This window comes from Thioclava sp. F36-7 (assembly GCF_002020075.1).
GTDB lineage: Bacteria > Pseudomonadota > Alphaproteobacteria > Rhodobacterales > Rhodobacteraceae > Thioclava > Thioclava sediminum.
Map to the genome: position 1 here is coordinate 120569 of NZ_MPZR01000009.1, position 23223 is coordinate 143791.

General features: G+C 64.6%; 28 protein-coding genes and 1 other RNA gene. 21 read left to right on the forward strand and 8 right to left on the reverse strand.

Going from position 1 to position 23223, the window contains the following annotated elements; translation table 11 throughout:
- Positions 1 to 80 precede the first annotated feature (80 nt).
- Together BMI89_RS16555 and BMI89_RS16560 are read right to left on the reverse strand one after the other, a co-directional pair.
- On the reverse strand, positions 81 to 635 hold the full coding sequence (locus BMI89_RS16555) for a thioredoxin family protein (protein WP_078571956.1): 555 nt from the start codon (positions 633 to 635) through the stop codon (positions 81 to 83).
- 25 nt (positions 636 to 660) lie between these two features.
- Positions 661 to 1398, reverse strand: coding sequence for a cytochrome c biogenesis protein CcdA (locus tag BMI89_RS16560; protein ID WP_232621622.1), 738 nt, complete (start codon positions 1396 to 1398; stop codon positions 661 to 663).
- Positions 1399 to 1510: 112 nt separating this feature from the next.
- Here BMI89_RS16560 and BMI89_RS16565 point away from each other — a divergent pair, with 112 nt between their 5' ends.
- The 14 genes from BMI89_RS16565 (at position 1511) to BMI89_RS16630 (ending at position 13125) form a co-directional block, all read left to right on the forward strand.
- Positions 1511 to 1987: a hypothetical protein gene (locus tag BMI89_RS16565; RefSeq protein ID WP_246832056.1), complete on the forward strand. Its 477-nt coding sequence runs from the start codon at positions 1511 to 1513 to the stop codon at positions 1985 to 1987.
- Between the two features lie 213 nt (positions 1988 to 2200).
- The gene (locus tag BMI89_RS16570; RefSeq protein WP_078520155.1) at positions 2201 to 2500 is read left to right on the forward strand and encodes a metalloregulator ArsR/SmtB family transcription factor; all 300 of its coding nucleotides are present in this window, start codon (positions 2201 to 2203) and stop codon (positions 2498 to 2500) included.
- A gap of 52 nt (positions 2501 to 2552) precedes the next feature.
- Positions 2553 to 3599: a YeeE/YedE family protein gene (locus tag BMI89_RS16575; RefSeq protein ID WP_078571958.1), complete on the forward strand. Its 1047-nt coding sequence runs from the start codon at positions 2553 to 2555 to the stop codon at positions 3597 to 3599.
- 151 nt (positions 3600 to 3750) lie between these two features.
- Positions 3751 to 3847: signal recognition particle sRNA small type (ffs, locus tag BMI89_RS16580), an RNA gene on the forward strand.
- Positions 3848 to 3947: 100 nt separating this feature from the next.
- Positions 3948 to 4859 (forward strand): MBL fold metallo-hydrolase, encoded by a 912-nt coding sequence (locus BMI89_RS16585; RefSeq protein WP_078571960.1) that lies wholly within the window; start codon positions 3948 to 3950, stop codon positions 4857 to 4859.
- A gap of 33 nt (positions 4860 to 4892) precedes the next feature.
- Positions 4893 to 6653 carry a DNA polymerase III subunit gamma/tau gene (locus BMI89_RS16590; RefSeq protein WP_348638859.1) on the forward strand — a complete coding sequence of 587 codons (1761 nt, stop codon included), beginning with the start codon at positions 4893 to 4895 and terminating at the stop codon, positions 6651 to 6653.
- 127 nt (positions 6654 to 6780) lie between these two features.
- Entirely contained in the window at positions 6781 to 7125 is a 345-nt protein-coding gene (locus BMI89_RS16595) for a YbaB/EbfC family nucleoid-associated protein (RefSeq protein WP_078520159.1), read from the forward strand.
- Positions 7126 to 7129: 4 nt separating this feature from the next.
- The gene (gene recR, locus BMI89_RS16600) at positions 7130 to 7729 is read left to right on the forward strand and encodes a recombination mediator RecR (RefSeq protein ID WP_078520160.1); all 600 of its coding nucleotides are present in this window, start codon (positions 7130 to 7132) and stop codon (positions 7727 to 7729) included.
- Positions 7729 to 8073 (forward strand): TfoX/Sxy family protein, encoded by a 345-nt coding sequence (locus tag BMI89_RS16605; protein WP_078571964.1) that lies wholly within the window; start codon positions 7729 to 7731, stop codon positions 8071 to 8073. The genes recR and BMI89_RS16605 overlap by 1 nt, the downstream gene beginning before the upstream one ends.
- 176 nt (positions 8074 to 8249) lie before the next feature.
- Positions 8250 to 8915 carry a glutathione S-transferase family protein gene (locus BMI89_RS16610; RefSeq protein ID WP_078571966.1) on the forward strand — a complete coding sequence of 222 codons (666 nt, stop codon included), beginning with the start codon at positions 8250 to 8252 and terminating at the stop codon, positions 8913 to 8915.
- Positions 8916 to 9129: 214 nt separating this feature from the next.
- On the forward strand, positions 9130 to 10656 hold the full coding sequence (locus BMI89_RS16615) for an FAD-dependent oxidoreductase (protein WP_078571968.1): 1527 nt from the start codon (positions 9130 to 9132) through the stop codon (positions 10654 to 10656).
- Positions 10657 to 10806: 150 nt separating this feature from the next.
- The gene (gene queG / locus BMI89_RS16620) at positions 10807 to 11847 is read left to right on the forward strand and encodes a tRNA epoxyqueuosine(34) reductase QueG (protein WP_078571970.1); all 1041 of its coding nucleotides are present in this window, start codon (positions 10807 to 10809) and stop codon (positions 11845 to 11847) included.
- Between the two features lie 46 nt (positions 11848 to 11893).
- Entirely contained in the window at positions 11894 to 12835 is a 942-nt protein-coding gene (locus BMI89_RS16625; protein ID WP_078571972.1) for a DMT family transporter, read from the forward strand.
- 104 nt (positions 12836 to 12939) lie between these two features.
- Positions 12940 to 13125, forward strand: a complete 186-nt coding sequence (locus BMI89_RS16630; protein ID WP_078520166.1) for a hypothetical protein — start codon at positions 12940 to 12942, stop codon at positions 13123 to 13125.
- 86 nt (positions 13126 to 13211) lie between these two features.
- Here BMI89_RS16630 and BMI89_RS16635 read toward each other — a convergent pair whose 3' ends face one another.
- A complete protein-coding gene (locus BMI89_RS16635; protein ID WP_078542809.1) occupies positions 13212 to 14081 on the reverse strand; it encodes a branched-chain amino acid aminotransferase in 870 nt (289 codons plus the stop codon).
- 152 nt (positions 14082 to 14233) lie between these two features.
- On the opposite strand from BMI89_RS16635, the gene BMI89_RS16640 reads away from it, so the two are divergent.
- The 7 genes from BMI89_RS16640 to BMI89_RS16670 all read left to right on the forward strand — a co-directional run bounded on the left by BMI89_RS16640 (position 14234) and on the right by BMI89_RS16670 (position 19840).
- Complete coding sequence (locus BMI89_RS16640) at positions 14234 to 14731, forward strand: MarR family transcriptional regulator (protein ID WP_075775697.1); 498 nt, start codon at positions 14234 to 14236, stop codon at positions 14729 to 14731.
- Positions 14731 to 15444 carry a response regulator transcription factor gene (locus BMI89_RS16645; RefSeq protein WP_078542808.1) on the forward strand — a complete coding sequence of 238 codons (714 nt, stop codon included), beginning with the start codon at positions 14731 to 14733 and terminating at the stop codon, positions 15442 to 15444. Before BMI89_RS16640 ends, BMI89_RS16645 begins: the two co-directional genes overlap by 1 nt.
- A 377-nt stretch (positions 15445 to 15821) precedes the next feature.
- A complete protein-coding gene (petA, locus tag BMI89_RS16650; protein WP_078520169.1) occupies positions 15822 to 16382 on the forward strand; it encodes a ubiquinol-cytochrome c reductase iron-sulfur subunit in 561 nt (186 codons plus the stop codon).
- A 12-nt stretch (positions 16383 to 16394) separates the two neighbouring features.
- Positions 16395 to 17711, forward strand: coding sequence for a cytochrome b (gene petB, locus BMI89_RS16655; RefSeq protein ID WP_078520170.1), 1317 nt, complete (start codon positions 16395 to 16397; stop codon positions 17709 to 17711).
- A gap of 20 nt (positions 17712 to 17731) precedes the next feature.
- On the forward strand, positions 17732 to 18538 hold the full coding sequence (locus BMI89_RS16660) for a cytochrome c1 (RefSeq protein ID WP_078571973.1): 807 nt from the start codon (positions 17732 to 17734) through the stop codon (positions 18536 to 18538).
- A gap of 77 nt (positions 18539 to 18615) precedes the next feature.
- Positions 18616 to 18963 (forward strand): antibiotic biosynthesis monooxygenase, encoded by a 348-nt coding sequence (locus BMI89_RS16665; RefSeq protein ID WP_078571975.1) that lies wholly within the window; start codon positions 18616 to 18618, stop codon positions 18961 to 18963.
- 91 nt (positions 18964 to 19054) lie between these two features.
- Positions 19055 to 19840, forward strand: coding sequence for an NYN domain-containing protein (locus tag BMI89_RS16670; RefSeq protein WP_078571977.1), 786 nt, complete (start codon positions 19055 to 19057; stop codon positions 19838 to 19840).
- Here the strand turns inward: BMI89_RS16670 and BMI89_RS16675 are convergent, their stop codons facing one another.
- From BMI89_RS16675 to BMI89_RS16695, 5 genes are all read right to left on the reverse strand, one after another.
- Positions 19841 to 20461, reverse strand: coding sequence for a TetR/AcrR family transcriptional regulator (locus BMI89_RS16675; protein ID WP_078571979.1), 621 nt, complete (start codon positions 20459 to 20461; stop codon positions 19841 to 19843).
- 225 nt (positions 20462 to 20686) lie between these two features.
- On the reverse strand, positions 20687 to 21787 hold the full coding sequence (gene aroC / locus BMI89_RS16680; protein WP_078571981.1) for a chorismate synthase: 1101 nt from the start codon (positions 21785 to 21787) through the stop codon (positions 20687 to 20689).
- Positions 21788 to 21906: 119 nt separating this feature from the next.
- Positions 21907 to 22254, reverse strand: coding sequence for a DUF2794 domain-containing protein (locus tag BMI89_RS16685; protein WP_078520175.1), 348 nt, complete (start codon positions 22252 to 22254; stop codon positions 21907 to 21909).
- Positions 22255 to 22539: 285 nt separating this feature from the next.
- Positions 22540 to 22842, reverse strand: a complete 303-nt coding sequence (locus tag BMI89_RS20645; RefSeq protein WP_168176828.1) for an I78 family peptidase inhibitor — start codon at positions 22840 to 22842, stop codon at positions 22540 to 22542.
- 5 nt (positions 22843 to 22847) lie between these two features.
- Positions 22848 to 23216: an I78 family peptidase inhibitor gene (locus BMI89_RS16695; protein WP_078571983.1), complete on the reverse strand. Its 369-nt coding sequence runs from the start codon at positions 23214 to 23216 to the stop codon at positions 22848 to 22850.
- Positions 23217 to 23223: the final 7 nt, after the last annotated feature.

Consider the following 23223-nt stretch of genomic DNA (forward strand, 5'->3'; position numbering starts at 1 on the left):
AGAAACATTCGCGGGCGCAGCACGAATGCTGCACTGGCAAGCAAGCGATCACGACTCTGTCAGAATCGCCAAGAGAGCGCTCACTTCGCCATAACTTTCTCGGCAACGTACTTCTGAAAGTTCTGCCCGCTCTCATAGCCGTGAGTCTTCACCCACTCGAACAGAGCCATCGTCGTGCCCTTCCCGAAAGCCCCCGGCATCTGCGCGACCGCCTGCTTGTTGGCGGGCTGATCGGTGGCCTCCTCGGGGAAAAACATCATGGTCGGCGTGAACATCACGCCCCACTTCATCGCCATCTCTTTTTCGGGCAAAGCCTCGCCGTCGAAATCGGTCACTTCGACATCACCGAAGAGGTTCATCTGCACGACGTAGTAGTTGTCGGTGATGTATTGCGCGATCTCGGGGTCGGAGAAGACCTCTTCATGCATCTTCTTGCAGTAGATGCAGCCGCGCTGCTCCCAGATGACCATGAAGCGCTTGCCCTCGTCATTGGCAGTCGCAAGATCGTCCGACATGTCCTTGAACGTGTCGTGGAACCACGGTTCCTTGTGCAGCCCGTCATCGCCCATCTCGGCCGCATGGACCGGCAGGGCCAGCATCGCGGCGGTGAAAGCGGCAGTCAGAAAATGACGCATGATCGTTCTCCCTAGAAACAGACGGTCAGCCGAGACTCCCACTCGGCATGACGTCGATCAGAAACTCACCAATGTAGCGCAGCCCTCCGGTCACGATGAGAACCGCGAACAGGATCAGCATAACCCCCATCGCCTTTTCGACATAGCCGAGCTTCGCGCGGTGCTTCGCCATGAAGGCGAGGAAAGGCCGCGTGAAGAAGGCCGCGATGATGAAGGGCAAGGTCATCCCGATCCCATAGGCAAAGAGCAGCAACCCGCCCTTGGAGATATCGCCCATGCCCGACGCCACCATCAGGATCGCCGCAAGCGCGGGGCCGACACAGGGCGTCCAGCCGAAGCCGAAGGCGAGCCCCATCACATAGGCGCCGAGGAAAGTCGTGGGATCGGTCTTCGCCTCCATCCGCGCCTCGCGATAGAGGAACGGGATGCGGATCACACCGAGGAAATGCAGACCGAAGACCAGCAGGATCGCCGCGGCCACCCAGCTCAGCGGCCCCATCCATTCGCGGAAGGCAGCCCCCAGCGCAGTCGCCCCCATCCCCATCAGCACGAAGATCGTCGTCACGCCCAGCGCGAAGGCCACCGAAGACGCCACCATGCGCGCCTGCGCGCCCGGCGCGATCTTGCCGTCGCCACGCAGCTCGGACATCGACAGCCCGGCCATGTAGGACAGGTAGAACGGCACCATCGGCAGAATGCACGGCGTCAGAAAAGACAGCAGGCCAGCAAAAAACGCCCCGCCATAGGTAATATCGATCGGCACTGTTTTCCTCCCTCGTGACGCGCCCTAGCCTATATGGCCTCGGTCTCCCAACCGTCCTTGAAGGGGCCCGTCAAACACATTACGATCTTTATATGTAAAAAGGGGTCCGTCAATGTTCCGCATTGTGTGGCATACGATTTCCATGGCCGCGGCGCTGGCGGTCACGCTGAGCGCGACGGGGCTTGTCGCGCATGCCGATACCGCATCGCAAACCGCCGACACGTCGGTCGCCGCCACCTCCGAGGCCGAGACCAGCGAGGCGATAGCCGACAGCGAATTCCGGCTGTTGATGGTGGAGCAGGTCGGCTGCATCTATTGCCGGATGTGGAACAACGACCTTGCGCCGATCTATCCGAAAACGCCCGAGGGCAAGACGGCCCCTCTGCAGCGGGTCGATCTGCACAAACCCTTCCCCGATGACATCACGATTACCGGGGGCAAACCGCTTTTCACACCGACCTTCATCCTGCTGCAGGACGGGGTCGAAGTCGCCCGCATCGAAGGCTATGCGAGCGAAGATTTCTTCTGGGGCCTGCTCGATCAGGCCCTGAAAAAGAATGGCGCGACGTATCAGGCCCCATCGAACTGAGGTTTGACCTGCGCGCTTTTGTCTCGCTTTTGGCGGGTTTTTGCGCTCTCGGGCTTTGTTCCAGCGAATCGACATGCTAAAGCCTGAGTCATTCGATCAATACGGTCGCACTCTGTGCGGCTTCCAAAGAAGGACGATGCGGTGCGGCATCTGGTGCCTGACGGTCATGCCGAAAAGCTTGCCTCTGCCACGGCCGAGTCGAGATGTTCCCGCATGGATGCGGAAGAGCTACTCGATCGCGCACAAGACGCCTCCAACCTCATGAAGGCGCTCGCCCATGAGGGGCGGCTGATGATTCTGTGCCATCTGAGTTCGGGCGAGAAATCGGTGACCGAGCTGGAAAACCTGCTGGAATCGCGCCAGGCCGCGGTGAGCCAGCAATTGGCACGGCTGCGTCTCGAGGGGCTCGTCAGCGCACGCCGCGAGGGCAAGGCGATCTACTACACGCTCTCGGATCCGCGTGCGCGTCGCCTCGTCGAGACGATTTACGACATGTTCTGCGCCACCGACTGACGCCGGTGAGCCATGAGACCGGACACTGGGTGATCCGGGAGGGAGAAGGGCAATGGAACAGATTCCGATGGGTGCCTTGGCAGCCATGGTCGGGGCGATCGGCGGCATCATTCTCGGCCTCGCCGCACGCCTTGGCGATTTCTGCACCCTCGGCGCGCTGGAAAGCGCGGCCTATGGCGACGACCAGAGGCGCCTGCGCCTCTGGGGGATCGTGCTGGGGGTGGCGATCACCGGCGCCTTCGTGGCCGAGGCTCTGGGCTATGCCGACATCACCCGCAGCTTCTATCACACGATCAAATGGTCGCCGCTCGCCTCGATCGTGGGCGGGCTCGTCTTCGGCTATGGCATGGCGCTCGCCGGCAATTGCGGCTTCGGAGCGCTTGTGCGTTTCGGCGGCGGCGATCTGCGCGCGATGGTCGTGGTCGTGGTGATGGGCATCTTCGCCTTCGTGACGCTGTCCGGCCCCCTCGCCCATCTGCGCCTTCTGATCTTTGACCAGCAGGCCGCCGACACCCCGCAAGGCATCGCGCATTGGCTCTCGGCGCGGACCGGGCTTCCGCCCTTGGTCTTCGCCCTGCCCGTCGCCGCCGGCTTCCTCGCCTGGGCGCTGAGCTATCAGCCGCTGCGCGCGGACAAACGCCGCCTCGCCTGGGGCGTGGCCGCGGGTCTCGCGGTTGTCTGGTGCTTCGTCGGCACCTCCTATCTCTTCAACCAGAGCATGGGTGCGACCGGCGTCGAGGCACCGTCCTTCACCGCCCCGCTCGGGCGCACGATCCTCTATTTCATGACCTCCACGGCGGGCGGGCTCACCTTCTCCGTGGGTCTCGTCGCAGGCGTGCTGGGCGGGGCCTTCCTCGGCTCGGCCATTCGCGGCCTCTTCAAATGGGAAGCCTGCGAAGATCCGCGCGAACTGGGCCGTCAGGTCAGCGGCGCGGCCCTGATGGGGATCGGCGGCACGATCGCGGTCGGCTGCTCGATCGGCCAGGGGGTGAGCGCGATGGCCGTGCTCTCCTTCTCCGCACCGGTCACGCTGGCCTCCATCGTGATCGGCGGCCTGATCGGCCTGCGCCAGTTGATCCACGGCTTCCAGCCCGAGTAAGTCCCGGCCGCGCAAATCGGCCCATTTTCGGCTTGGCTGAAATATCCCGGGGGTGAGGCGCGGACGCGCCGAGGGGGCAGCGCCCCCTCTCCCCCGAACTCTTCCCGCACAACGCTTGCGAATCTGATCCGGGTTTCCTATATCGCCCCTCGAGAGGTTGGCGCGGGCGAGCGCCTCGCCAACCCGGTCAGGTCCGGAAGGAAGCAGCCGCAACGAGCCCCGCTTGGGTCGCTGTCCAGCCTCTCACCCTCCCCCTACAAGCTCCCTTTGCTTTGCCGCCGCGTCACCATGCCCGATTGTGCGATGACGTCGCCGCGATAAGCTTCCCGTCAAAGGGGAGGTTTTACCATGTTGCGTTTTGCTCTGGCCGCTCTGGCCATTCTGCCTGTGCCGCTCTTCGCAGGCACGCTTACCACCGTCGAAGTCGCACCGAACACCTATGCGATCGAGGGCCCCTTCGGACAGCGCGATGCCGAGAATCTTGGCAATAACGCGACCTTCGGGCTGATCGTCACGGATGAGGGCGCGGTGCTGATCGATGCGGGCGGCACCTATAAGGGGGCGGCGGCGCTCGACGAAGTGATCGGCACCCTTACCGATCAGCCGGTGAAATACGTGATCGACACCGGCGGGCAGGATCACCGCTGGCTCGGCAATGGCTATTGGAAAGAGCATGGCGCCGAGATCATCACCTCCGAGGATGCGCTCGCCGACCAGAAGGCCCGCGCCTCGCTGGAGCTGACGATGCTCGACGCGCTGGTCGGACAAGAGGCGCTCGCGGGCACCGAACCCGTCTATGCCGATACGACCTTCGACGAGAGCTACACGCTCACCCTCGGCGGGCGCGAGATCGAGATCACCCATCCCGGCCCCGCCCACACGCCCGGCGACAGCTTCGTCTGGCTGCCCGCGGAGAAGGTGATGTTCACCGGCGATATCGTCTTCGTGGGCCGCATCCTCGGCGTGCTCGACATGTCCTCCTCAATCGGCTGGGTCGAGGCCTTCGAGGCGATGGCCGCCTATGAGCCCGCGCATGTCGTTCCGGGCCACGGCCCCGCCACCGATCTCGCGACTGCGACGAAGGACACCTATGATTACCTGACCAATCTGCGCAGCCAGATGGCCGATTATATCGATGAGGGCGGCGACATCATCGGCTCGGTCAATGTCGACCAGTCCCAGTTCGAATATCTCGAGGATTTCGACACGCTCGCCAAACGCAACGCGCAGGCGGTATTCAGCCAGATGGAATGGGAATGAGCCGGGTGGACGCCGACGCCCCGGGGGCCTAGTCTGACGGCTGCCTATGACACCGGAGCTTCGATGACCGACACCCAATATCAGGTTCTCGCCCGCAAGTACCGTCCCGAGACCTTCGCCGACCTGATCGGACAGGCGCCAATGGTGCGCACGCTGAAGAACGCCTTCGCGGCCGACCGGATCGCGCAGGCTTTCATCATGACGGGGATTCGCGGCACCGGGAAAACCACCACGGCGCGGATCATCGCCAAGGGCCTCAACTGCATCGGCCCCGACGGCAATGGCACCCCCACGACCGACCCCTGCGGCGTGTGCGAACATTGTCGCGCGATCATGGAAGGCCGCCATGTCGACGTAATGGAGATGGACGCGGCCTCGCGCACCGGTGTGGGCGATATCCGCGAGATCATCGAGAGCGTGCATTACCGGGCCGCCTCGGCGCGCTACAAGGTCTACATCATCGATGAGGTTCACATGCTGTCCACGAGCGCGTTCAACGCGCTCCTAAAGACGCTCGAGGAACCGCCCGCCCATGTGAAGTTCATCTTCGCGACCACCGAGATCCGCAAGGTGCCCGTCACCGTGCTCTCGCGCTGCCAGCGCTTCGACCTGCGCCGGATCGAGCCCGAGGAGATGATCGCGCTGCTGCGCCGGATCGCCGATGCGGAAGGCGCCGAGATCGCCGATGACGCGCTCGCGCTGATCACCCGCGCCGCCGAAGGCTCCGCCCGGGATGCGACCTCGCTGCTCGATCAGGCGATCGCACATGGCGCAGGCGAGACCACCGCTGAACAGGTCCGCGCGATGCTGGGTCTGGCCGACCGCGCCCGCGTCCTCGATCTCTTCGACATGATCCTGCACGGTCAGGCCGCCGAGGCTTTGACCGAACTTGCCGCACAATATGCCGATGGCGCCGATCCGATGGCGATCATGCGCGATCTGGCCGAGATCACCCATTGGGTTTCGGTCATCAAGGTCACGCCCGAAGCCGCCGAAGACCCGACCGTTCCGCCCGAGGAACGCAATCGCGGTCAGGAAATGGCGGCTGCGCTGCCGATGCGGGTGCTCTCGCGGCTCTGGCAGATGCTGCTGAAAGCGCTCGAAGAAGTCGCGAGCGCGCCCAATGCGATGATGGCGACCGAAATGGCCGTGATCCGCATGACCCATGTGGCGGACCTGCCCGACCCGGAAACGCTGATCAAGAAGATCCAGCAGGGCAGCACGAACACGCAAGCCGCAGGCCGGGGCCCCGCGCCCTCGACCGGGCCGGTCCACGGCGCCACGCTGCGCGCCCGCCGCGCAGGTGGCGGCGCGGTCGCCGCCGCGGCCCCTGCCCCGCAGCACGATCCGATGGCCGACGCGCTGGCCCGTTTCGCAAGCTTCGACGACGTGGTCGACCTGATCGCCCGGATGCGCGACATGACCCTGCTGCTGGAGGTCGAGAGCAATCTGCGCCTCGTGAATTACCGCCCCGGCCGGATCGAGTTCGAACCGACCCCGCAGGCCTCGCGCGATCTCGCGGCGACGCTCTCGGCACGGCTGCAAGGCTGGACCGGCGCGCGCTGGGGCGTCTCGGTCGTCTCCGAAGGCGGCGCGCCCACGATTGCCGAGGTGAAGGCCGAGGAAATGGCGAAGGCCGAAGCCGAGGCGATGAAGAACCCGCTGGTGGCGGAGATCTTCGCCCGCTTCCCCGGCGCGAAGATCGAGATCCTGCCCGAGGAAGATACCGCCGCGATCGAGGCCGAGGCCTTGGCCGAGGTCGAAGACGAATGGGATCCCTTCGAGGAGGGCTGAGCCATGCCAAGGGCGGCCCCGCGCAATCGCACGCGCCGCCCTGCCGCGCCGTTTTCCCGCCTTGTCCCTTGTCCCTTCGCGCAGCGATGCGTATCTCTCACTCAAGCCAAACGTGACGGAGAAAGCGATGTTCAAGGGATTGGGCGCCATGGGCGACATGGCCAAGATGATGAAGGCCGCCAAGGAAATGCAGGAGAAGATGGGCGAGCTCCAGGAAGAGCTCAAATCCATCGTCGTCACCGGCGAGGCCGGGGCCGGTCTCGTGCAGGCCCGCGCCACCGCGAAGGGCGAATTGACCGGGCTCTCCATCGATCCCTCGATCCTGCAGGCCTCCGAGAAGGAAGTCGTCGAAGACCTGATCCTCGCCGCGATCAAGGACACGCAGGAAAAGGCCAAGTTCCGCGAACAGGAAGAGCAGAAACGCCTCCTGCGCGAATTGGGCCTGCCCGAGAACATGGACCTGCCGGTCTGATCCGATGAGCGGCGCGCGCGACGAGATAGAGGCGCTGATCGCCCTGATGGCGCGGCTGCCGGGGCTTGGTCCCCGCTCCGCCCGGCGCGCGGTGCTGCATCTGATCTCGAAACGCGCGCAGCTGATGGGCCCCTTGGCCGAGGCGATGGCGCAAGTGGCCCGCACCGCGCGCGAATGTGAGCGCTGCGGCAATATCTCCACCGCGCCGATCTGCGACATCTGCGAAGACCCCAAACGCGCCACTGGCGAGATTTGCGTGATCGAGGATGTGGCCGACCTCTGGGCGATGGAGCGCGGTCACGCCTTCAAGGGCCGCTACCACGTCCTTGGCGGCACGCTGTCTGCGCTCGATGCGATCGGCCCCGAAGACCTCCGCATCCCCGACCTGCTCGAACGCGCCACCGAGGAAGGCATCACCGAGGTGATCCTCGCCCTCAACGCCACCGTCGAGGGCCAGACCACCGCGCATTACATCGCCGAGGCGCTCGAAGGGCGCGGCATCGCAGTGACCAGCCTCGCGCAGGGCGTGCCGATCGGGGGCGAGCTGGATTATCTCGATGACGGCACGATCCAGGCGGCGCTGCGCGCGCGCAAAAGTTTCTGATGGGCACCCGGCCCGAGACGGAGGCGCTGCTGCGCGACTGTCTCGGCGACCGGATCGCGACCCGGCCGATGTTCGGCGAATACGCGGTCTATATGGGCGGCAAGACGGTGGCTCTTCTGTGCGACGACACGCTGTTCGTGCGCCAATTGCCCGAGGCCACGCGCTACCTTGGCGACAGCGGCCACGCGCCCGTCGCAGGCAAACCCTATCCGCGCGCCAAGGATCACTGGCAGATCGACCCGGACCTCTGGGAAGACACGGAGTGGCTCGTGGGTCTTCTGAGCGTGATCGAGGCCGCCCTGCCCGCCCCCAAACCGAAACGCAAACCCAAACCGAAAGCCTAGTTCCCGCCCCCTTTCGGCTTGGCAAAAATATCCCCGCCGGAGGCATCCGACCTGTGCCGCCCCGATCACCTTCCGGCAAGGGAGCGCCATCGGCGGGTTTGTCGCCATTGAACCCGCCCGCGCCCGCCGTTATCAGTTCTTCAAATCCCCAAACGAGAATTGCGAGCGTCGCCCCGATGATCCGCCTCTACCATGTCGCCCTCTCCCCGTTCTGCCGCAAGGTCCGCCTCACGCTGGCCGAGAAGAAACTCGAGGTCGAACTCGTCGAGGAACGCTACTGGGAACAGCAGCCCGATTTCCTGCGCCGCAACCCGGCAGGCAAGGTCCCGGTTCTCAAGATGGACGGCATGATGATGGCCGAGAGCCAGGCGATCTGCGAATATATCGACGAGACCCATACCGACGCGCCGCTGATGCCGCGCGATCCCGCCGCACGCTACGAGGTGCGCCGCCTGTGTGCGTGGTTCGACGACAAGTTCAATTCCGAAGTCACCGCGCGGATCATGGGCGAGCGCGTCTGGAAGAAGGTCCGCAAGGAAGGCTACCCGGACAGCAAGACGGTGAAGGCGGGCCTTACGGCGATCAAGTATCACCTCGATTACATGGGCTGGTTGCTGGAACAGCGGCGCTGGCTTGCAGGCGACGTGATGACGCTTGCGGATTTCTCGGCGGCCGCGCATCTGAGCTGCCTTGATTACATCTCCGACGTCGACTGGAACCGGCAGGAAGCCGTGAAGGACTGGTATGCGAAGATCAAGTCGCGCCCTGCCTTCCGCTCGCTTCTGGCCGATCAGCTGCCCGGCATGCCGCCCGCGTCGCAATATGCGGAGCTGGATTTCTAAGCGCCGCGCGCGTCCTACCCAACATCGCCATACTTTCACTGCGCCGTCCGACCATCTCGGGCGGCGCAGTCATTTTGCACGGCACGGTGCTGGCTCACGCAAAGGTGCGCGCCTCACGAAATTCAAACAATTGATTTAATCACTCGCTTCGCTACCTCAGGGACAGGCCCAAGCCGATCCAGAGCTTGGCCCGGACTGCAAAGCGAGGACTGCCATGCCCCACCCTGTGCTGATCGTGGGGGCCGGCCCGACCGGTCTCACCGCCGCTTACGAACTGGCCCGCCAGGGCGTGCCCGTCCGTCTGATCGAGAAATCCGCAAGCCCCGCCACCACCTCGCGCGCGATCGCGGTTCAGGCCCGCACGCTGGAGATGCTGGCGCAGCGCGGTCTGGCGGACACCCTTGTGGCGCGCGGCGTGCAGACCCGGATCGCACAGTTCTATGGTGAGGGCGCCCCGCTCTTCCGGCTCGACTTCGCCCATCTCGAGAGCCGCTTCCCCTATATCCTCTTCGTCTCACAGGTCGAAACCGAGACCGTGCTGCGCGAGGCCTGCGCGGCCCTTGGCGTCGAGACGGAGTGGAACACCGAACTCGTCGCGATCGCCCGCGAGGGCCATGATGCGCAGGCGGGCCCCATAGCGGTGCTGCGCGGCCCCGGCGGCACGCTCGAAGAGCTGCGCCCCGATTGGGTGATCGCCAGCGGCGGGGCGCATAGCCTGATCCGCCGCACGCTCAATCTGCCCTTCGAGGGAAAATCCGTGGGTCAGGGTTTCGTACTCGGCGACCAGATGGTCAGCGGCGCGATGGCCCCCGAGGAACTGCATATCTTTTCCTCCGGCGAGGGCTTTCTGGGCATGTTCCCCTTAGGTGGCAGACGTTTCCGTCTGATCGCCTCGGATGTTGCGGACAGCGAACAGCCCGACCTTGAAACGCTGCAGCAGGTCTTCGACGCCCGCGCCCATCTGCCTGCGACGCTGCATGACCTGACGTGGTCTTCGCGCTTCGCGATCAACAGCCGGATGGTCGGGACGCTGCGCGTGGGGCGCTTCCTGCTGGGCGGCGATGCCGCGCATATCCACTCGCCCGCAGGTGGTCAGGGAATGAACACCGGCATGCAAGACATGATGAACCTCGGCTGGAAACTCGCGCGGGTGATCGAGGGCACGGCACCCGAAAACCTGCTCGACAGCTACGAGGCCGAGCGCCTGCCGGTGATACGCGACCTGTTGCACGGGACCGAGGCGCTGACCGCCAATATGGCTTCGACCTCGCCGGTGCGCCGGATGCTGATCGACCATATCAGCCCCTATCTCGGCAGCCGCGACCTCGTGCAGGAGAAAGTCGCGGCCCGGATGGGCCAGATCGCGATCGGCTATGAGGGCGGGCCGCTCGCCGACGGCCCGCATGCGCGCGGCACCATCGCACCGGGTGCGCGGCTTCCCGACCCGCTCTTGGAGGTGGCGCGCGATGGGGCATGTCATCCGGCCCGCGCGCAGGATCTGGTCGATCCGTCGGGCTTCGTCCTGCTCTGCGCGGGGGATGGCCCCGCCCCGGAAAGCCCTTTTGCCAAAAGCCTGAAACTGCGCCCTGCGCCCGATCACGCGGAGGAATTCACGCAAGTCTTCGGCCGCGACGGCGCGGCGGTGCTGGTGCGGCCCGACGGATATGTCGCGCTGAGCGCGCCGCTTGCCGACGCAGCCCGCGCGGTGGCGGCTTACGCGGAGGCGCATTTCGCCACCTGACGCGTGCTGCCCCGCCCCTTGTCTTGCCCGCCCGGCTTCGAAAGGATACGGCGAGGGTGCGATCGGGCCGCATTCGTCACGCGCCGAGGGGGCTCTGCCCCCGCCGGCCTGCGGCGCGGCCCCCCGGGATATTTGGACCAAGGCGAAGCCATGAGTGCGGAGTTGAAAGCGCGGTTGATCGAGACGGCCCTTGCCGAGGGTTTCTCGAAGGCGCGCATCACCACGCCCGACGCGATCCCGCAGGCCGCCGAGCGGCTGGCCGCCTTCGTGGGCGCGGGCATGCATGGCCAGATGGGCTGGATGGAAGAGCGCATGGGCTGGCGCGGCGATCCCACGGCGCTGTGGTCCGAGGCACGCTCGGTGGTGATGCTGGCCGAGACCTACACGCCCGAATACGACCCGCTGGACCTGCTCAAGGCGCGCGATCACGGGGTGATCTCGGCCTATGCGCAGGGCAAGGACTACCATGATCTGGTGAAGAAGCGGCTCAAGCGCGTCGGGCGCTGGTTGCTCGATCAGGCGCCCGAAGGCGAGCAGATCAAGGTCTTCGTCGATACCGCTCCGGTGATGGAAAAGCCCTTGGGCGAGGCCTCGGGGCTGGGCTGGCAGGGCAAGCACACGAACCTTCTGGCGCGCGATCTGGGCAGCTGGTTCTTCCTCGGCGCGATCTTCACCACGGTGGAGCTGCCGCCCGACGCGCCGGAGATCAGCCATTGCGGGTCTTGCACGGCCTGCCTAGACATCTGCCCGACCGAGGCCTTTCCCGCGCCCTACCAACTCGATGCGCGGCGCTGCATTTCTTATCTCACGATCGAGCATAAGGGGCCGATCGACGAGGAGCTGCGCGCCAATATGGGCAACCGGATCTATGGCTGCGACGATTGTCTGGCCGTTTGCCCATGGAACAAGTTCGCCGCCGAGGCGCGTGAGGCGCGCTATCACGGCGGCGTCGGCGCGCCGCCTCTGGCGGAATTGGCCGCACTCGACGATGCCGGATTCCGGGCGCGGTTCTCGGGCTCGCCGATCAAGCGGATCGGCCGCGACCGCTTCCTGCGCAATGTGCTCTATGCGATTGGAAACTCTGGCGATCCGGGTTTGGCCGAGGCTGCGCGCCCGCATCTGGACGATCCCGATCCAGTGGTGGCCGAGGCCGCGCAATGGGCGCTCTCACGGCTGGAGCAAGCAGCGTGACGAAACCGATTGCCGCGCCCCGCTCACGGCCTATCTGATCGCGGTCATGACACCCGTTACCACCCAGACCCCTCGCCCGCTCCTTGGAATCGCGCTGAAGCTCGGCACGGTCACGGGCTTCGTCATCATGCAGGCGCTGATCAAATCGGTCTCCGACCGGGTGCCGCCGGGCGAGGCGGTGTTCTTCCGGTCTTTCTTCGGCATCGTGCCGATCCTGCTCTGGTTGCTGTGGCGCGGTGAATTGCAGGGCGGGTTGCGGGTCGAAAAACCGATCAACCACGTCATGCGCGGCGTCGTGGGAACCACCGCGATGGCGCTGAGTTTTGCCGCCCTCGCCTTCCTGCCGCTGCCCGAGGCGACCGCTCTGGGCTATGCGGCCCCTCTGCTGACGGTCGTCTTCGCGGCACTTCTGCTGGGCGAGACGGTCCGGATCTTCCGCTTCTCGGCGGTCGGGCTGGGCATGGTGGGCGTTCTGATCGTGCTTTGGCCCCGGTTGGGCGGCAGCGGGCCCGAAGGTGGGACGGAAGCGCTTGGCGCGGGGCTCGCGCTGGCGGGCGCCACCTGCGCGGCGCTGGCGCAGATCCAGATTCGCCGCATGGTCGGGTCGGAGCGCACCTCGGCGATCGTCTTCTGGTTCTCCTGCACCGCCTCGGTGCTCTCGCTGGCCTCCCTGCCCTTTGGCTGGGTCGTGCCGACCGCGTGGGAGGCGACGCTTCTGATCCTCGCAGGGCTGATCGGCGGCACCGGGCAGATCATGCTGACCTCGGCCTATCGCTTCGCCGATGCCTCGCTGGTGGCGCCGTTCGATTACGCCTCGATGTTGCTCGCGTTGGTGATCGGCTACACCATCTTCTCGGAAGTGCCGACCCATGCGACCCTCGCCGGGGCTGCGCTCATCATCGCGGCGGGTATCGCGATCATCCTGCGCGAGCATTGGCTGGGGCTGGAGCGCAAGCGCGCGCGCAAGGCCGCGACACCGCAAGGTTGAGCGCCGATCCGCCTGCGACAATAAACCTGCCTGCCCCTGCGTCACGACTCGGTCGAATCGTGCTATAGTTCCGCTATCAGAGGCGATGACGAGAGGAGGAAGATATGTCCCGTCACATCATCGACCGCGCCGAACTCAAGGCAGAGGGGCCGCGCGTGAAGCGGTTTCTCGAATTGCAACGGCGCGAAGGCATCCACCCGGTGATCAAGGAGCTCAGCAAACGCGGGCGGCCCGACCACGGCGCGCGGATGAAACAGTTCCTGCGGATCGAGCGGGCCGAAGCCACCTGACCATCTGACTTACGCTTGAGAGCTATTAAAACGCGAAAGGGCGTGCCGGGGGGCACGCCCTTCTGTTTTCTCGACCGAAGCGCGGATCAGGCGCGCACGAGTTTCTCGTAGGTCTCGGCGATGTCGCGGGTCAGCGCGCCGACCTCGAAGTTGAAGTCGCGGATCTGGCTGACCGGGGTCACCTCGGCGGCGGTGCCGGTGAGCCAGCACTGTTCGAACTCGGCCAGTTCGGTCGGCTCGATCAGGCGCTCGTGGACGGTGATGCCCTTTTCCTTCAGCAGGCCGATCACGGTCTGACGGGTGATCCCGTTGAGGAACACGTCTGCCTTGGGCGTGTGAACCTCACCGTCTTTCACGAAGAAGATGTTCGCGCCGGTCGCCTCGGCCACGTAGCCGCGCCAGTCCATGAACAGCGCGTCCGAATAGCCGCGATCTTCGGCGGCGTGCTTCGACATGGTGCAGATCATGTAGAGACCGGCGGCCTTGGCTTCAGCGGGAATGGTGCGCGGATCGGGACGACGCCATTTCGCGATGTCGAGCTTGGCGCCCTGCATCTTCGCATCGCCGTAGTAGTTGCCCCATTCCCAGCCAGCGACGGCCAGACGCACGGGGTTCTTGCGCGCCGAGACGCCCATATCCTCGCCCGCGCCACGCCAGGCCACCGCGCGCACATAGGCGTCGGTCCAGCCATTGGCTTTCAGCATGTCGTATTTGGCCTTTTCGATCTCCTCGACCGAATAGGGGATTTCCATGTCGAGCAGTTGCGCCGATCTGCGCAGGCGGGCGGAATGCTCTTCGCCTTTGAAAATCTTGCCGTTGTAACAACGCTCGCCTTCGAAGACGGAGGACGCGTAATGCAGCGCGTGAGTCAGGATGTGGACATTGGCGTCGCGCCACTCCACAAGCTGTCCATCCATCCAGATCTTGCCGTCACGATCGTCATACGAGCCCGACATCTTACTCTCCTTGCAGTCACGCCATTTTACGAATATTGCGCAACTTGCGTCCGAAGTGGACACTTTGTTGCGTCAAAACTGCTCTGCGGTAGCAGTTGAGTCTTGGATAGTCAACAAGGCTGACATAAAGTCACGCAAAAGAGAGGGACGATATGGCAGATAGCGGAAGCCCCGGGGGCGAGACACTTCTTTTCCTGACGGACGAGCAATTGCGCAAAGGCATCGAGGCGATGTTCTTCGCCTATCGCGCCTTTACCGCCGATCCTGACCGCCTGCTCGAAGAATACGGGTATGGGCGGGCGCATCACCGCGCGCTGCATTTCATCAACCGCCAGCCGGGGCTTACTGTGACGACGCTGCTCGCGGTTCTGGGCGTGACCAAGCAATCGCTCAACCGGGTGCTGCGCACGCTGATCGAGGACGGGTTGGTGGAAAGCCGCGTCGGCACCCGCGACAAGCGCGAGCGGCGGTTGCATCTGACCGCCGAGGGCGAGACGCTGGAACGCGCGCTGTCCGAGGCGCAGCGCGGGCGGATGCGCTCTGCCTATCGCGCGGCGGGACCGCAAGCGGTGGCGGGCTTCCGGCAGGTGCTGGAGGCGATGATGGGCCCCGACTTGCACAAGCTCTATCAAATGATGAAAGACGATTGATGCCCTACTCGGCCGACCCTCATCTCCTCATCGTCGACGATGACGAGCGCATCCGGACGCTGCTGAAGAGCTTTCTGCAGCGCAACGGTTTTCTCGTCACTGCCGCGCGCGACGCGGCCCATGCGCGGTCGCTGCTGTCGGGGCTGGAATTCAGCCTGATCGTGATGGATGTGATGATGCCGGGCGAGGACGGGCTGTCGCTGACCCGCGATCTGCGCGCCAGATCGATCGCCACGCCGATCCTGCTGCTGACGGCGCGCGGCGAAACACGCGAGCGGATTGAGGGGCTGGAAGCGGGCGCCGACGACTATCTCGCGAAACCGTTCGAGCCGAAGGAACTGCTGCTGCGGATCAACGCGATCCTGCGCCGGGTGCCGCAGGAGACCGAGAGCGGTCCGAAATACCTCTCGCTGGGGCCCCTGAAATACGATCAGGAGCGGGGCGAGCTGTGGGATGGCGATGCGCTGGTGAAGCTGACCGCAACCGAGGTGCAGCTGATGCGTATCTTCGCGACTCATGCGGGCGACGTGGTCAGCCGCACGGAACTGATCGAGGAGCTGGGCCGCGAGCGCGGCAGTGGCGAGGAAGGCGGCGGCGATCGGGCGGTCGATGTTCAGATCACGCGCCTGCGCCGAAAGATCGAGCGCGACCCCCGCGAGCCGCGTTATCTGCAGACGGTGCGCGGTCTGGGCTACCTGCTCGCGCCCGACTGAATGGAAGGACGGCGGATACTACATGTTGAGGGGCCACCATACGGGGTGCGATAGGCGCCGCGTGGGGCCCGCTCATCTTCAAAAATGCGAATTTGTTATATGTTTTTAAGGCCACGAATCGCTTTTCCCCAATAGGGAGCAGTATTTGTGCGTCGAGCTTCTCGCGCGGCCCCCTTCGCCGATGCGCATGGCCATTGACCTTGGGTGATCTGTTGCAAGAGCGACATTTAACTGCCCCTCAACACAAATTCAGGCGAATGTGTTCTGGACTGACAAATTCGTGATTGGTATGAGAGCGGCCATGTTTGGCGGCACCTCGCGACGTGCCCCGGCACGTCACTATCGGCCCCCTCGCGGGCCCGGGAAGGAGAGACAACGTGTCCCACGCAGATAATAACGCAGGCACCCGGAGGGATTTCCTCTACTACGCCACCGCCGGCACCGGCGCGGTGGTGACCGGCGCAGCCGTCTGGCCGCTGGTGAACCAGATGAATGCCTCGGCCGACGTCAAGGCGCTCTCGTCGATCTATGTCGACATCTCGGGCGTCGAGACCGGCACGCAGCTCACAGTGAAATGGCGCGGCAAGCCGGTCTTCATCCGCCGCCGCACCGAGGAAGAGATCGAACTGGGGCGTGAAGTGCCGCTCTCCGATCTGGTCGACACCTCCGCCGAGAACGCGAACAAGCCGGGCGCCGAAGCGACCGACGAGAACCGCACCCTCGACGAGGCGGGCGAATGGCTGGTGATGATCGGCGTGTGCACCCACTTGGGCTGCGTGCCGATCGGCAACGGCTCCGGGGACTACCACGGCTGGTTCTGCCCCTGCCACGGGTCGCATTACGACACCGCCGGCCGGATCCGCAAAGGCCCCGCTCCGCGCAATCTCGATATCCCGGTGGCCCAGTTCACCGATGAAACCACCATCAAGCTGGGCTGAGGAGGCATTTAAATGTCGGGCATTCCCCACGACCATTACGAGCCCAAGACGGGCTTCGAGAAATGGACGCATAAGCGTCTTCCGATCATCGGGCTGATCTACGACACGATCATGATCCCCACCCCCAAGAACCTGAACTGGTGGTGGATCTGGGGCATCGTGCTGGCCTTCTGCCTCGTGCTGCAGATCGTCACCGGCATCGTTCTGGTGATGCATTACACCCCGCATGTCGATCTGGCCTTCGCCTCGGTCGAGCACATCATGCGCGACGTGAATGGCGGCTACATGCTGCGCTACATCCACGCGAACGGCGCCTCGCTGTTCTTCCTCGCCGTCTATATCCACATCTTCCGCGGCCTCTATTACGGCTCCTACAAGGCGCCCCGCGAGATCACCTGGATCATCGGCATGATTATCTACCTGTGCATGATGGGCACGGCGTTCATGGGCTACGTTCTGCCCTGGGGTCAGATGTCCTTCTGGGGCGCGACCGTGATCACCGGCCTGTTCGGCGCGATCCCGGGCATCGGCGAGTCGATCCAGGCCTGGCTGCTGGGCGGCCCGGCGGTGGACAACGCGACGCTGAACCGCTTCTTCTCGCTGCACTACCTGCTGCCCTTCGTGATCGCGGCGCTCGTCGTCGTTCACATCTGGGCCTTCCACACCACGGGTAACAACAACCCGACCGGCGTTCCGGTCCGCACCGGCTCGAAAGCGGAAGCCGAGAAGGACACTCTGCCCTTCTGGCCCTATTTCGTGATCAAGGACCTCTTCGCGCTCGCCGTGATCCTGCTGGTCTTCGCCGCGGTTGTGGGCTTCATGCCGAACTATCTCGGCCACCCCGACAACTACATCGAGGCGAACCCGCTGGCGACGCCCGCACACATCGTGCCGGAATGGTACTTCCTGCCGTTCTACGCGATCCTGCGCGCCTTCACCTCGGACGTCTGGGCCGTGATGTTCGTCAACTGGATCACCTTCGGCATCGTCGACGCGAAGTTCTTCGGCGTGCTCGCGATGTTCGGCGCGATCCTCGTGATGGCGCTGGCCCCGTGGCTCGACACCTCGAAAGTGCGCTCGGGCGCCTACCGCCCGATGTTCAAATGGTGGTTCTGGCTGCTGGCGATCGACTTCATGGTGCTGATGTGGGTGGGCGCGATGCCGACCGACGGGATCTACCCCTACATCTCGCTGATCGGCGCGACCTACTGGTTCGTCTATTTCCTCGTGATCCTGCCGCTGCTTGGCCTGATCGAGAAGCCGCAACCGATGCCGGCGACGATCGAGGAAGACTTCAACCACCACTACGACATCAAATCGGCTGAATGAGTAAGGAAGAGGGACACCAAATGAAACATCTTCTGATCTCTGCCCTGTCGGCGCTGGTGATCGGGGCAAGCGCCCTGGCCTACCCGGCGATGGCGGCCGAAAGCGGCGAAAGCCATGTCGAGGATATCGACTTCTCCTTCGAGGGCCCCTTCGGGACCTTCGACCAACAGCAGCTGCGCCGCGGCTTCCAGGTCTACCGGGAGGTCTGCTCGGCCTGCCACGGCCTGCGCTATGTCGCCTTCCGCACGCTCGCTGATCAGGGCGGCCCGATGATGGACCCGGCCTGGGTGCGCGCCTATGCTGCCGAGTTCACCGTAATGGACAAGGAAACCGGCGAAGAGCGCCCCGGCAAGGAGACCGACCACTTCCCGTTCATCTCCGGCATGGGCATGGGTCCGGATCTGTCGCTGATGGCGAAAGCGCGTGCAGGCTTCCACGGCCCCTACGGTCTCGGCATCAACCAGTTCTTCCGCGGCATCGGCGGCCCCGAGTATATCTACTCGGTCCTGACCGGCTACACCGGCGAAGAGAAGGAAGAGGCGGGCTCGTATTTCTACGGCAACCACACCTTCCCGGGTGGTTGGATCGCCATGCCTCCGCCGCTCTCGGAAGACCTCATCGAATATGAGGACGGCACGCCCGCCACCGTCGAACAGATGGCTCAGGACGTTGCTGCCTACCTGATGTGGACGGCCGAGCCGAAGCTGGAATCGCGCAAGCGCTGGGGCTTCGTCGCGGTACTGATGCTGGCGGTGCTGAGCACGCTCCTGTACCTGACCAACAAGAAGCTCTGGGCGCCCCATAAGGGCAAGAAGTTCGACCTGTAAGCCCGGGCTCGACCTGCTAGACTGATGAACGCCCCCTCGTACGCGAGGGGGCGTTTTCCGTTCTCTGGAGATGCCCGATGTCCACCCCGCCCCCCGGCTTCGCGCCCCTGCCCGACCCGCCCTATTACGCGGTGATCTTCGCCTCTCTGCCCGGGGCGAGCGATGAGGGCTATGGCGCGATGGCCGAACAGATGGCCGCGCTCGCCGCAGAGCAGCCCGGCTATATCGGGATGGAAAGCGCACGCGACGCGACGGGCTTCGGCCTCACCGTCAGCTACTGGGCCGACGAGGCGGCGCTGATCGCGTGGAAAGCGGTGGCAAAGCACCAGCTCGCGCAGCAACTCGGCAAGGATCGCTGGTATCGCCATTACGCGTTGCGTGTCGCCAAGGTCGAGCGCCAGTATGACGGGCCGGAGGGCCGCTGAAATTCTCCCTCTACTGACGCGGCGCAAAGCGCCCGCGCTCTTGGATGTCGCGGGCAAGCGGGCTATCTGGGAAGGGACAACAGGAGTAACAATGCCCGACATTTCCGAGCTGCCCCATATCAGCCCCGCCTCCCGCGCCCCGCGCCTGTGCGTGCTGATTGACGCCGATAACGTCCCCGCCGGATATGCCGAAGCGATCTTCGAAGAGATCGCCTCGCTGGGCGAAGCCTCGGTGCGCCGCATCTACGGCGACTGGTCGGCGCAGCGCCTCGCGGGCTGGGCCAAGCGCGTGGCCGAACTGGGCCTCGTCGCGGATCAGCAATTCGCCAATACGAAGGGCAAGAACGCCTCCGATATCGGCCTCGTCATCGCGGCGATGGATTTCCTGCATTCGGATCTGTTCGACGGCTTCGTGCTGGTCTCCTCGGACAGCGACTTCACCCGCCTCGCCGCCCGCATCCGCGAACAGGGACTGGACGTCTACGGCATCGGCGAACAGAAGACGCCTGAGGCCTTCCGCAAGGCCTGCAAACGCTTCATCTATGTCGAGAACCTCGGCAATGGCGACAGCACAACCGACACAACCGCCAAGCCGACGTCTGACAAGACCAGCAGCACCAGCGCCCCGAAATCCTCGGGCGGCAAGCAGGAGCCGAAAGCCGCGATCCCGATCATCGTCAACGCGATGAAAGCGATCGGTTTGGAAGAGGAATGGTATTCGCTGGGCCAGCTCGGCCAGTTCATCACGCAGGCCAACCCGGATTTCGACACCCGCACCTATGGCAGCGCGAAGCTCTCGGACCTGTTGATCAAGACGGGCCGCTTCCAGTTGCAGCGCGGTGAAGGCAATCAGTGGATGGTGCGCGATCTGGCCTGATCAGGCCTTCGCCCCGTAGCGCGCAAGGAACATCGCGACCGCACCCCGGATCACGCGCTCTTTCTGCTCGCCGGTGAAGCTGTCGCAAATCCCGAACAGAAGCTTCGGGTGCAGTTCCGACTTGCACAGCTCGATGAAGAGGTAGGCGGCAAGGTCGATATCGTCGATCACCAGCTCGCCCCGATCGGCAGCACAGCGCAGGTACTCCATCAGCAGCTCATGCACCAACTCCGGCCCCGCCGCGTAAAAGGCGCGGCCCAGTTCGGGAAACCGCTCGGATTCGGCGACGCAGAGCCGGTAGAGCCCCTGGTTCAGCTTGCAGCTCATCGAGTCGACGATCTGCGCAGCGGCGAGCGACAGAACCACCTCGGGGGCTGCGCCGAAATCGATCGTAGCGACGGCGCTGTCGGTCTGCTCTTTCAGTTGCGAGCGCACGACCTCGACGAACATCAGCCGCTTGTCGGGGAAATAGCTGTAAAGCGTGGCTTTCGACACGCCCGCTTCCTTGGCGATGTCATCGACCGAGGCCCCGTCGAACCCGTCGCGCAGAAAGATCGTCCGCGCCCCTTCGAGCACCTGATCGAACTTGCGCCCGCGATTGATCTGATCTGCCTGTGACATCTGCCCTCCGGTTCCGGGAAACGCCCCCGGGGCTCGCAGAATAAACCGGGCGGTTCACATCCCGCAAGGTCGCGCACGCCACGTCATAGCACTCTGCATCGGCGCCCGGCAGACCGCTGCCTATCTTCGGCTTGGCGAAAATATCCCGGGGGGCTCCGCAGGAGCGGGGGCAGAGCCCCCTCTTGCCTCGATAATGTCGCCCTTCGGCGACGGGGCAGCGCCCCCTCAGCCGATCGTCCCGCGCACTCCGCCGGTCTGCGCCCGGTCCATCAGGAACTGATCGAGGATCACGCAGGCCATCATCGCCTCGGCCACCGGCACCGCGCGGATACCGACGCAAGGATCGTGGCGGCCCTTGGTGATCACCTCAACCTCTTCGCCCGCGACATTAACCGAGCGGCGCGGCGTCAGGATCGACGAGGTCGGCTTCACCGCAAAGCGCACCGTGATCGGCTGGCCGGTGGTGATCCCGCCAAGGATGCCGCCTGCGTGGTTCGACAGATATTCGACGCCCTCGGGGCCCATCACCATCTCGTCGGCATTCTCGACGCCGGTCAGTGCCGCTGCAGCCATACCTTCTCCGATTTCCACGCCTTTCACAGCGTTGATCGACATCATCGCAGCGGCCAGTTCGGTATCCATCTTGGCGTAGATCGGCGCGCCCAGACCTGCCGGGCAGCCCTCTGCCACCACTTCGATCGCGGCCCCGACCGAGTTCTGACCCTTGCGGATCGCGGCGAGGTAATCGGCCCATTCATCCGCTGCCTCGCCATCGGGCAGGAAGAACGGGTTTTGCAGGATTGCATCGCGGTCGAACTTCGCGCGGTCCAGATGTTTCGCGCCCATCTGCACCATGTAGCCATAGATCTGAAGATCGGGGACCAACTGGCGCAGCGCGGCCTGCGCGACGCCCCCTGCGGCCACACGCGCCGCCGTCTCGCGCGCGCTGGAGCGCCCACCGCCGCGATAATCGCGGACACCGTATTTCTGGTGGTAGGTGATATCGGCATGACCGGGGCGGAACTGCCGCGCGATCTCGCCGTAATCCTTCGAGCGCTGATCGGTATTCTCGATCATCAACTGGATCGTCGTGCCGGTCGTGCGGCCCTCGAACACACCCGAGAGGATGCGCACAGCGTCGGGCTCCTTGCGCTGGGTCGTTTCCTTCGACTGGCCCGGACGGCGACGGTCGAGGAATTGCTGGATGAACGCCTCGTCGATCTCGATGCCGGGCGGGCAGCCATCCACCGTCGCGCCAAGCGCAGGCCCGTGGCTTTCGCCCCAGGTGGTGACGCGGAACTGATGACCGAAAGTATTGAACGACATGGGACGCGCGCCTCGCAGGTTTCCTTCGGCGCTGGCTTAGCAAGTCAGGGGCTGCGAGGCAACGCGCATGGCATTGGGCGCGGCAGCTTAGAAAGACCTTGGTTGCGCGCGGGACGCGCTCACTCGACCGCGCGGATCAGCTTGCGCTCGAGCACCCGCAGCACCTGGCGCAGATCGTGACCGCGCCGCAGCACCTGCCCCTGCTGGCCGATCACCGCATATTGCCCCTGTTTCGAGCGTAGCGCGGGCCGTTTCTCGATCCGGTAGATCGGCACTTCGGCGGCGCGGCGAAAAATCGAGAAGACCGCGACGTCGCGTAGAAAACTCATCCCGTAATCGCGCCACTCACCGGCCGCGACCGCGCGCCCGTAAAGCGACAGGATCACGCCAAGCTCGGAGCGATCGAACGCGATCTGCTCCGGCACGCCGGAAGGGTTCGGATAGGGGGAAGGCGTTTGGACCGTCATTTACAAAGGGTACATCGCGCGTGGCGCAAATCAAGCCCACCCGCGCTAAGGTTGCATACGCCTTTGCCGCGCCGGAATAAGACCGCGAAAATGCCTGATTTCCTGCGCCTTCCTGCCGGGTTTCCAAGCCACCTTCAATTCAGCGGAAAACGCTAAAAGCCCGACGGTGCGGTAAACAGCCCCCACCCAGTTCGTATCGTCGGGCGCTTTTCTTCCTGCAGAAAAGCCCCGTGTCCTGGTCAGACACGGGGCTTTTCCTTTTCCCGATCCGTCGCACTCTCTGCCCTAGTAGCAGCGCACCGCCGCGATCGTGCCGCTCCCGTCGATCTCGAAATTCACGCGATCCGGGGCGTAATCCATCGTCACCGCATCGCCCGGATGAATGATGCGATGGGGCCGCGCGAGGGTGAGCCCCGCCAGCACCGTTTCAGGACGCCCCACGAGCGACGCAAGTCCGGGCGGCGGACAGACGCCAACCGCGGGCGGCCCCGAACGGGGCGGCATGCGGTGCGGCTGGCAGGCCGCGACCCCGAAGGCTGCGACCCCAAGTGTGACGATCAGACCGATCCGCGCCCTGCTCCGTTCCATCAGGCTCACCCGCAATCGATATTGTAGACATTCCCGCGGGAATCGAGCCGGAACACGACGCGCTGCGGATTGTAGACCTGATCCTCGACGCCGCGCCATTCCACGATGCGATAGGGCTTGGCGATCCCCAGCGTCTGGATCTGCGCCGCTGGCTGGCCGAGGACCGAGGTGTAGTTCACCGCACCGCAAGTGTCGGGCTCACGTTCCTGCAAGCCGCCCTTGGTGACGCTGACCGGCGAAGTGACATAGGGCGCGGGCGCACCAGGCTGGGGCGCAGGATAGGCGCCATCCGTAGGGGTCTCGCTCATCGGACCCGCGGGATCGCAGGCCGCAAGCGCCAGCATCGAACCCATGACGAAAAATCGTTTCAACATGTCGCAC